The organism is Hominiventricola sp., assembly GCF_057604405.1.
Genome location: NZ_DBLYVB010000037.1, coordinates 1 through 10,032, shown reverse-complemented (window position 1 = coordinate 10,032; position 10,032 = coordinate 1). Strand labels below are relative to the sequence as shown.

Here is a 10,032-nt window from a genome sequence, read left to right as displayed (position 1 = left end):
CCCTGCTTTTACATGAAAGCAACACGCTTTCGCCACAGCTCTTTGACAACTGAATAAAGCAGACAGATACGTTTGTGAGATAGCGAGCCACGGGGACTGTACGCCACGACCTTTCCAAAAGAAAGCGAGCGACTCACGCAGTGATCCGAGAGCGACTGTTGGAAAAGTCGTTTTGCCATGACCTATCCTCACAGAATAATGATACGTCCGCATGGTGCGGTTCTGCCCACAAGAATGGGAATAGTTGAGATACTAATGGAGCTTTCCAAAGCCGTCTGTCTGCTTATGTAACTTATAAATAGACACACAGTAAAGGGGGTGTTACATTATGTTAAATACTGATGTGTTAAATGATGTGATGTTCCAGCGAGGTAAGGTGTTGGAATATGAATAAAACGAAGATAAGAGCAACGGAACAGCCGATTGCTGTTGATATAGAGGGACTGTCTGCTAGGTTATCTTGTGGTCGTGCTACTGCAAGAAAGATTGGCGAGCAGGCAGGAGCAAAAATTGTGATAGGTCGCAGGGTTCTTTATTCCATAGAAAAAGTCAAGAAATACTTGTTATATTTGGAAGAATAGAGCGATTTTCTATTTATGTTCTCTGGCGTGTGTAGTATAATAAGAAAGGACAAAGCACGCTGTGAGAACAAGAAAAGAGGCTTTTTCAGAAAGGAATGGTTCTCATGGCAATTAGTAGAAAAGACCCAAAAGGAAGAAAATTAAGAGAGGGCGAAAACTGGCGTAATGATGGAAGATACAGTTATCGTTATACAGATGTAAGAACAGGCAAGAGATTGACAGTCTATGCACAAGATTTACCAGAGCTTCGAGAAAAAGAGAAGCAGATTGCAAAAGATATGGAAGATAATATATTGACAGACGGAGCAATCAAAAAAATGACGCTTAACACGTTGTTTGAGCGTTATATGGCAACTCGTGAGCTGGCTGATACTACAAGAGTTAGTTATGTTCGTGCTTGGGAAAACAGAGTAAAAGACGAGATTGGAAATATTAAAGTTGTTCAGCTTTTACCCTCACATATTAAAGCGTATTATGCGAAACTTTCCAAAGCTGGATATGCTTATTCTACAATCAAGTATATTCACAACCTGCTTTATCCTGCATTAGAAATGGCTGTTGATGATGATATTATCCGAAAGAACCCTGCAAAAAGTTCCATTAGTGATTATGGAAAACCAGCAGAGGAAAAAGAAGCCTTAACAGTTTCTCAACAAGAAAAGTTTATGGAGTTTGTAAAACAGAGCAATGTCTATAACACATATTATCCTATGTTTACCATAATGATTGGTACGGGGTTAAGATGTGGGGAGCTTATTGGTCTTACATGGAAAGATATAAACATCAAGGCAAAAACGGTTAATGTAGACCACCAGCTCATTTATAAGAATTTAGGCGACGGTTGCAAGTTCCATATCTCAACACCAAAAACGTCGTCGGGTATTCGTATTATACCTATGACACAAGAAGTTGCAAAAGCCTTTGAGGAACAAAGAAAAATCAATTTTATGCTTGCAAAGGATAAGAGCATTGAGGTGGACGGGTGTTCGGGGTTTGTCTTTACAGCAAAATCGGGCAGACCGCTTATGCCGAATGGCGTAAATAGTGTTTTATACAACATTGTAGACGCATATAACAAAACCGAAGTAGAGAGAGCAAAAAAAGAGCATAGGAAAGCAGAGCTGTTACCAAAGTTTTCAGCTCATGTAATGCGTCACACAGCTTGTACCAGAATGGCAGAGTGCCGTATGGACGTAAAAGTTCTTCAATATATTATGGGACACGCTCATATAGATGTAACAATGGAAGTGTATAACCATATTGGAGAGCTGACAAGGATTGAAAATGAGATTGCAAGACTAGATAGTATGGTGTTAAATGCTTGACACCACAAAAAGAGAAATTGGTGTCAAATTGGTGTCAAAACAGAAAAAATCACAATTTCAAAAGAAATAAGATACTGCAAACCATTGATTTTAAAGGGTTTGCAAAAAAAATCTCAAAAAATTAGCACTCACCTCTTGACAGTGCTAATAACTAGTGTTATAGTACGGATAGAACAAAGAAAAGAAAAGAAATTTTACATCCACGCTCTTTTTGTTCGGAGCGAATGTTAGCATTTGATAGATAAGGAGGAAGCCGATTATGAATATCAGTAAATTCACACAAAAATCGCTGCAGGCTGTACAGGACCTGGAAAAGACCGCATACGATTTCGGCAACCAGGAAATAGAGCAGGAGCATCTGTTGTATAACCTCCTGCATCAGGACGACAGCCTGATTCTGAAAATGATCGAAAAGATGGAAATCAACAAAGATCATTTTCTGAACCGTGTCGAGACGGCGCTGAACGACCGCGTCAAAGTATCCGGCGGTCAGCCGTATATCGGTCAGTATCTGAATAAAGCATTGATAAATGCTGAGGATGAGGCGAAAGCCATGGGAGACGAGTATGTTTCCGTAGAACACCTCTTCCTGGCAATGCTGAAAAACCCAAGCCCGTCCATGAAAAAACTGTTTCAGGAGTACGGCATCACAAGAGAACGTTTCCTGCAGGCATTAAGCACCGTGCGCGGAAACCAGAGAGTTACCACCGACAACCCGGAGGCAACATACGACACCCTGGAAAAATATGGCCAGGATATCGTAGAAAAAGCCAGAAACCAGAAAATGGACCCGGTTATCGGCCGTGATACCGAAATTCGGAACGTTGTCCGTATCCTGTCCCGTAAGACAAAAAACAATCCGGTTCTGATCGGTGAGCCTGGTGTTGGTAAAACCGCAGTCGTAGAAGGCCTGGCCCAGCGAATCGCCAACGGCGATGTACCGGAGAGCCTGAAAGATAAAACCATTTTCTCCCTCGATATGGGAGCCCTGGTAGCCGGAGCAAAATACCGCGGCGAATTCGAGGAGCGTCTGAAAGCCGTTCTGGAGGAAGTCAGAAAGAGCGACGGAAAAATCATTCTGTTCATCGATGAGCTGCACCTGATCGTCGGCGCCGGAAAGACCGACGGCGCGATGGATGCCGGAAACATGCTGAAACCTATGCTGGCACGAGGCGAACTGCACTGCATCGGTGCCACAACGCTGGATGAGTACCGCCAGTACATCGAAAAAGATGCCGCCCTGGAGCGCCGTTTCCAGCCGGTTCAGGTTGATGAGCCGACCGTAGAGGATACGATTTCCATCCTGCGTGGCTTAAAAGAGCGCTACGAAGTTTATCACGGCGTAAAAATCACCGACGGTGCCCTCGTTGCAGCCGCAACCCTTTCGAACCGTTACATCAGCGACCGTTTCCTGCCGGATAAAGCAATCGACCTGGTCGACGAGGCATGCGCTCTGATCAAGACAGAACTGGATTCCATGCCGGCCGAGCTGGATGAGCAGCGCCGTAAGATTCTGCAGATGCAGATCGAGGAAGCCGCACTGAAAAAAGAGACCGACAATCTGAGCCGCGAGCGTTTGGAAACACTGCAGAAAGAGCTGGCTGAGTTAAAGGATACCTTTAATTCTGCAAAGGCACAATGGGAAAATGAAAAGAGTTCCGTTGAGAAACTGTCCAAACTGCGTGAGCAGATCGAGGACATGAACCGCCAGATCCAGAAAGCAAAGAATGATTACGATCTGAACCGCGCCGCTGAACTGCAGTACGGTGAACTCCCGAAATTACAGCAGATGCTGGAAGCAGAAGAGAAAAAAGTTAAAAATGAAGATCTCTCCCTGGTACACGAGAGTGTAACGGATGAAGAGATTGCCAGAATTGTCTCCCGCTGGACCGGAATCCCGGTTGCAAAACTGACCGAAGGCGAGAGAACTAAGATCCTCGGCCTGGAAGATGAACTTCACACGAGAGTTATCGGCCAGAATGAGGCAGTCACCAAGGTTTCGGATGCGATCATCCGTTCCAAAGCCGGAATCAAGGATCCGACAAAACCGATCGGTTCGTTCCTGTTCCTTGGACCTACCGGTGTCGGTAAAACAGAGCTTGCGAAAACGTTGGCAGAAAAGCTGTTTGATGATGAGAACAACATGGTTCGAATCGATATGAGTGAATACATGGAGAAATACTCCGTCTCCCGTCTGATCGGAGCGCCTCCGGGATATGTAGGCTACGAGGAGGGCGGCCAGCTGACCGAGGCAGTGCGCAGAAAACCATATTCTGTTGTTCTGTTCGATGAGATCGAGAAAGCGCATCCGGACGTCTTCAACGTTCTGCTGCAGGTACTCGATGACGGCCGTATCACCGACTCCCAGGGCCGTACCGTAGACTTTAAAAATACGATCCTGATCATGACCTCCAATATCGGATCCCAGTATCTGCTGGACGGCATTCAGGACGACGGCAGCATCTCCGAAGAGGCGAGAAACCTGGTCATGCAGGATCTGCGTGCACACTTCCGTCCGGAGTTCCTGAACCGTCTGGATGAAACAATTATGTTCAAACCATTGACAAAAGACAACATTGGTCATATCGTAGATCTGTTGCTGAAAGGACTGAACAAACGTCTGGCAGACCAGGAGCTTACCGTCGAACTGAGCCCGGCTGCAAAACAGTTTGTCATTGAGGGCGGCTACGACCCTGTTTACGGCGCCCGTCCATTGAAACGTTTCGTACAGAAAGAGGTAGAAACCAGCACCGCAAAACTGATCCTTGGCGGTCAGGTCAGCGAGGGCGATACGATCCTTCTGGATGTGGAAAACGGCGGCCTGAAGGCAATGATCAAACCAGGTGTGGAGGTAGTAGACGAATGATGCCGAAAGATCCCGTAATGCTGCTGAGCTATGTCAATACGCAGTTAAGAGATTTTTACCCGTCGCTCGCAGAATTCTGCGCGGCTATGCAGACAGAGGAATCCGATCTGCGGGAAAAACTGGCGCTCATCGACTATGAGTACGATGAGAAAACGAACCAGTTTGTATAAGAATAACCAGGCCCTGAAAAAAATGGCGGAAAAAGGCGTTCCGTATGTGGAAAAAACACATACGGGGCGCCTTTTTTACGCAAAGCGTGTTTCTTATAACTGACAGGAAAAATCATATCTACAATAGAAGAAATGTGGTAAAATGGAGGAAAAGAAAATCCGCTGAAAATGGGGAAACAGCGGATCTGGAGAAGGAGGAAACAAATATGTATTTTGGTGTACAGATGTATGGGGTATCCAAAGAATGGAAACAGGATCCCGAAGGATTTTTAAAGAAAATCTATGAGGCAGGCTACCGCCAGATCGAGCCGTGTCTCGGATTCCGTGTTGATGCCAGGGACTACGGTTTCTGGATCCCGGAGGATCTGGAGCAGGCAATGCCGCTGCTTGCAAAATACCACATTGAGGTTCATGCGGTCCACATTTTCCTGGATGAATACCACTATGAAAGAGAACTTGCCATTCTTACAGAACTGGCGCAGAAATACCACATTTCCTGGTTTGTCGTAAAGAGCCCGGCACGCCTGACAAAAGATGTTCTGGACGAAACCGCTGCAAGATACCGCGAACTGGCAGAAGAACTGGAAAAAGCCGGAGCAGGTCTTCTGATCCACAACGAAAAAGAAGATATCTGTATCCGCGTGAATGGAAAAACAGCGTACGAATATCTCCTGGAAGCCTGCGGTGAAAAAGTCGGAGCAGAAGTAGATGCCGGCTGGATGTACTGCGGCGGCGTCGACCCGGAAGAGTTCCTCTGGGCGCATGCGGACCGAGTCAAAGCCGTTCATTATAAAGATATGAAAATCACCGGCCAGGAAGCGCCGCTTGGAAAAGGCATGGTTGATCTGAAAGCCTGCTTCCAGTTCGCCCGCGCAAACGGTGCACTGCAGATTGTGGATATGGATGCGGCAACACTGGAGGATACCTGCCACGCCGGAAAAATGCTCTCCGGATGGACAGGGGACAGAGACAACACCGACAGCATTCTCTGCACGATGGATGTGGAGACCGGAGAAGAAACCGTGCTGCATGAGTTTCCGGGAATCATCGAGGCACCGAACTGGCTGAACGATGGAAACACCCTGCTTTATAATGCGGATGGAAAAATCTACCGCTATGAGATCGACAAAGACCATGTGGAGCAGGTTGATACCGGTTTCTGCGTGCAGTGCAACAATGACCACGTTCCGTCACCGGACAACCAGTTGCTGGCGGTAAGCTGCATGCCGCCGGAACTCACAGATGGAACGTATGAATCCCACATCTACGTGCTCCCGATGACAGGCGGTGAACCAAAAGACCTCACCGGACCGGGTCTCAGCTATCTGCACGGCTGGTCGCCGGACGGAAAAGAGCTTGCGTACTGTGCCTTCCGCAAAAAGCCGGAGGAGGAGACCATGCGCATTGAGATCTGTACGATTCCATCAGACGGCGGCGAGGAAATCTGCCTGACGGACGGCAAAGGCTACAACGACGGTCCGGAGTATTCACCGGACGGAAAGCACATCTGGTTCAACAGCACCAGAAGCGGTCTGATGCAGGTATGGCGGATGAACCGTGACGGCAGCGGTCTCACCCAGATGACCGATTCCGATGCCAACAACTGGTTCGGCCACGTTTCGCCGGATGGAAAACACGTCATTTACCTGACCTTCGCTAAAGGTGAGCTGGAACCGAATGAGCATCTGCCGAACATGTATGTATCGCTTGGAATGATGGATTATGACGGACAGAATAAGAAAAAACTGCTGGATCTTTTCGGCGGCCAGGGCAGTATCAACGTCAACTCCTGGGCACCGGACAGCCGTAGAATTGCGTATGTGAAATATGTGCTTCATCACAAATAAAGGAATATCTTAAGAAAATCTGACGGGCCGTAAAAATTCATGGAAGTATTGTGAAAAAACGTTGAAAGTATTTTAGCGGAAATGCACAAGAATTCTTACGAATTTTTACGGCCCATTGACTCTTTTTCTGACACACGTATAATGAAAGTAACAAGAGAAACTGCGGCCCCTGGCGGCTGCAAAACAATCAAAAGGAAAGGAGGATTTGTGTTATGAAGAAAACGAAAAAAATGCTTTCGTTTGTACTGTCCATGCTTCTGATCGTGACGATGTTCCCAACCATGGCATTCGCAAAAGAGGAAGCCAAAACGTGGAAGTTCGGAGAGCTTTCGCTGAAAGCAGGCGACGTTCTCGGCAAAGATACGGAGATTAAAAATGATGCAGAGAACAGAGAAATCCGAATACTTTCAGAAAAAACAAATCCGGATGAAAAGAAAGATCAGAAAGATGACAAAGAAAGAATAAAAACAGAAAAAGAGGCTGTGATCGCAGCGGCGGCTTCCTGGAATCTGAAGGATCTTACGGAAAAGGCCAAAAAGGCTCCGGCAGATTATCTGCTTAAAAAGGCAGACAGCTGGAACGGAAGCTGGATTGTAACAAAGATCGCAGAAACGGAAACAAAAGATGCCATTGAAATCCAGATAAGAACCTATGAGTACGCAGCTGTAACAGAAATCCAGGGCATACCGAAAGAAATCCCGGGAACCACCGCACTGACGGGCAAAGCAGTTCCAGAAAATGCAGATCAGAAACAGATCACATGGGAAATCACGGATGCCGGAATGACAGGTGCTGTTTTAGACGGCACAAACCTGAAAGTAACGAATGCCGGAACCGTAAAACTTCTGGCGACAATCAAAGACGGAAAGAAAACCGGCGTTGACTTCACACAGGAATTCACTGTGATTGTAAAAGCCGCAGATTACACCAAAGTAACAGAAGCGCTGGCGCTGATTCCGGAGGACATGGGCCGGTATACAGAAGAAAGCGCGGCAGCTGTTCAGAAAGCAAAAGATGCGGTAAAAGAGAACCTGCCATCAGCTGAACAGGAAACCGTAAATGGTTATGCGGCAGCCATTCAGACAGCAGTAAACGCATTGACGCTTCTTGGCGCAGATTACACAGAAGTTGATGCAGTACTTGCCAAAGTTCCGGGAGATCTTTCTATCTATACGGAAGAGAGTGTGGAAGCACTGAATGCAGTCATCGCATCCATCGACCGCACCAAAACGATAGAAGAGCAGCAGGCAGTTGCTGCTTATGCGGAAGCACTGGAGAATGCAATTGCAGCACTGGTACGCAAACCGGTTCCGGCAGATTATCAGGGAGTGGAAGAACTCCTGGGAAAGATTCCGAAAGACTTATCCATTTATACCGAAAAGAGCGTAAAAGCACTGAATGTGGCAAAAGAAGCCATTGTATGGGATCTGGATGACAGCAGACAGGAGGAAGTCGATCAGTTTGCAGAAAACCTGAAAGCAGCTCTTGACGGACTGACCCTGAAACCGGCGGACTACAGCACCGTAGACGCGGCTCTTGCTAAAGTTTCGAATGATCTGAGTATTTATACGGAAGAAAGCATTCAGCCGCTTCAGACAGCGATCAACAGCGTAGAAAGCGGAAAAACCATTCTGGATCAGGCAGAAGTAGACGGCTGGGCAGCAGCAATTGAAAATGCACTGGCAGGACTGCAGGTTCGGAAAGCAGATTATTCCAAAGTAGAGGAAGCCATCAAAAAGATTCCAGCGGACCTCAGTCTGTATACCGATGCGTCTGTAAAAGCACTGGAAGATGCAAAGAACAGCGTCGTAACCGAGCGGCCGGTCACAGAGCAGGAGAGCGTAGACGGTTACGCAAAAAAGATCGAGGCAGCGATTGCCGGCCTTACGTATAAAGATGCGGACTACAGCAAAGTAGATGCCGCAGTGAAGAAGATTCCAAACGATCTGAAGAAATACACGGACGAGAGCGTAAAAGCAGTCAATGATACAAAAGCAGCGATTGTACGCGGAAAGAATGTCACGGAGCAGAAGACGGTGGATGGTTATGCGGCAGCGCTGGAAAAAGCGATTGCCGGCCTGAAACAGAAACCGATGACTGCGCAGAATCTTCCGAAGATTACCAAAGGAGTCAATCAGTCAGGTATGCAGGGCAAGGAGCTTTCCTTCACCGCAGATTTTGAAGCAAAGGATCTCAAAAAGGTTCTCATCGACCAGAAAGAGATTGATGCGAAGAATTATGTGACGGCTGGAAAAGAGAATACGCAGGTTACGTTGAAGGCTGAGTATACAAAGAGTCTGGCAGAAGGCAAGCATACGATTTCGATCGTTTCAAGCAAGGGCCAGGCGGATACCGTATTCTATCTGAAGAAAGCAACAAAGAGTCCGGACACGGGAGACCGCACACAGGTGATGCTGTGGGTGATCCTGCTCGGCGTTTCTGCAGCAGCAGTGGTCGGAGCAGTTGTTTATCGTAAACGTGAGAAATAAGAGTTGAAAGGGAAAGGGCGCCGGAAGGCGCCTTTTCTTTTGGACGGTTTTGGATAGATTGTAAATAGTCAGATAAAATATAAAATATGTAGAATTAACTATATTTTTCTAAAAATAAGAAAATTCGAAAAAAGGTGTTGACTTTTGCTTTTGGCGGTGTTATTATAACTAAGCTGTCAGCGAGAGCTACAGTGAATGAGTTCTTTTGAAACAGAAAAACCTAGTTCGGAGCCGGGTGGCTGCCGCGGGTTACAAAAACTGCTTCAAAAAAACTTGAAAAAAGTTCTTGACAAAAGCAAATGAGTTTGATAAAATAAACGAGTTGCTGATCGAGAGAACAGCAAAGAAGTTCGAAAGAGCTTCGAAAAAATAAATTAAAAAAGTTCTTGACAAACGAAAAGCTCTGTGGTAAAATAAACGAGCTGATCCGAGTCGGAACAGCAGAGATCCTTGATAATTAAACAGTGAAACACATCCTCGAAAGTTCTGAATAAGTAATTCAAAACGATCGAAAGATCCTTTAAAACAGTAAAAGGGATAAATTAGCTAGTATGTTGATTTTGAACTTGGAACAAATCTTTTATCAGAGAGTTTGATCCTGGCTCAGGATGAACGCTGGCGGCGTGCTTAACACATGCAAGTCGAGCGAAGCAGTTAAGAAGATTCTTCGGATGATTCTTAACTGACTGAGCGGCGGACGGGTGAGTAACGCGTGGGTGACCTGCCCCATACCGGGGGATAACAGCTGGAAACG

6 protein-coding genes and 1 rRNA gene are annotated in these 10,032 nt (G+C 46.4%); all 7 read left to right on the top strand.

Annotated elements, in window-relative coordinates:
- Positions 1–386: 386 nt before the first annotated feature.
- Positions 387–581 (top strand): hypothetical protein, encoded by a 195-nt coding sequence (locus tag ACZMB2_RS13245; RefSeq protein ID WP_055168632.1) that lies wholly within the window; start codon positions 387–389, stop codon positions 579–581.
- Positions 582–685: 104 nt separating this feature from the next.
- Positions 686–1,906, top strand: a complete 1,221-nt coding sequence (locus tag ACZMB2_RS13240) for a tyrosine-type recombinase/integrase (RefSeq protein WP_055168668.1) — start codon at positions 686–688, stop codon at positions 1,904–1,906.
- A 259-nt stretch (positions 1,907–2,165) separates the two neighbouring features.
- Positions 2,166–4,772 (top strand): ATP-dependent chaperone ClpB, encoded by a 2,607-nt coding sequence (gene clpB / locus ACZMB2_RS13235; RefSeq protein ID WP_055220290.1) that lies wholly within the window; start codon positions 2,166–2,168, stop codon positions 4,770–4,772.
- Positions 4,769–4,942: a DUF4250 domain-containing protein gene (locus tag ACZMB2_RS13230; protein ID WP_022461670.1), complete on the top strand. Its 174-nt coding sequence runs from the start codon at positions 4,769–4,771 to the stop codon at positions 4,940–4,942. Before clpB ends, ACZMB2_RS13230 begins: the two co-directional genes overlap by 4 nt.
- A 206-nt stretch (positions 4,943–5,148) precedes the next feature.
- Positions 5,149–6,789 carry a TIM barrel protein gene (locus tag ACZMB2_RS13225; RefSeq protein ID WP_487597086.1) on the top strand — a complete coding sequence of 547 codons (1,641 nt, stop codon included), beginning with the start codon at positions 5,149–5,151 and terminating at the stop codon, positions 6,787–6,789.
- A 212-nt stretch (positions 6,790–7,001) separates the two neighbouring features.
- The gene (locus ACZMB2_RS13220) at positions 7,002–9,278 is read left to right on the top strand and encodes a hypothetical protein (RefSeq protein WP_173859690.1); all 2,277 of its coding nucleotides are present in this window, start codon (positions 7,002–7,004) and stop codon (positions 9,276–9,278) included.
- A 580-nt stretch (positions 9,279–9,858) separates the two neighbouring features.
- A 16S ribosomal RNA gene (locus ACZMB2_RS13215) occupies positions 9,859–10,032 on the top strand; the annotation flags it as partial.

Excerpts from the sequence above, each read along its gene's own strand:
- ACZMB2_RS13245 (WP_055168632.1), top strand. The coding sequence starts at position 387 with ATGAATAAAACGAAGATAAGAGCAACGGAACAGCCGATTGCTGTTGAT.
- ACZMB2_RS13230 (WP_022461670.1), top strand. The coding sequence starts at position 4,769 with ATGATGCCGAAAGATCCCGTAATGCTGCTGAGCTATGTCAATACGCAG.
- clpB (WP_055220290.1), top strand. The coding sequence starts at position 2,166 with ATGAATATCAGTAAATTCACACAAAAATCGCTGCAGGCTGTACAGGAC.
- ACZMB2_RS13220 (WP_173859690.1), top strand. The coding sequence starts at position 7,002 with ATGAAGAAAACGAAAAAAATGCTTTCGTTTGTACTGTCCATGCTTCTG.
- ACZMB2_RS13240 (WP_055168668.1), top strand. The coding sequence starts at position 686 with ATGGCAATTAGTAGAAAAGACCCAAAAGGAAGAAAATTAAGAGAGGGC.
- ACZMB2_RS13225 (WP_487597086.1), top strand. The coding sequence starts at position 5,149 with ATGTATTTTGGTGTACAGATGTATGGGGTATCCAAAGAATGGAAACAG.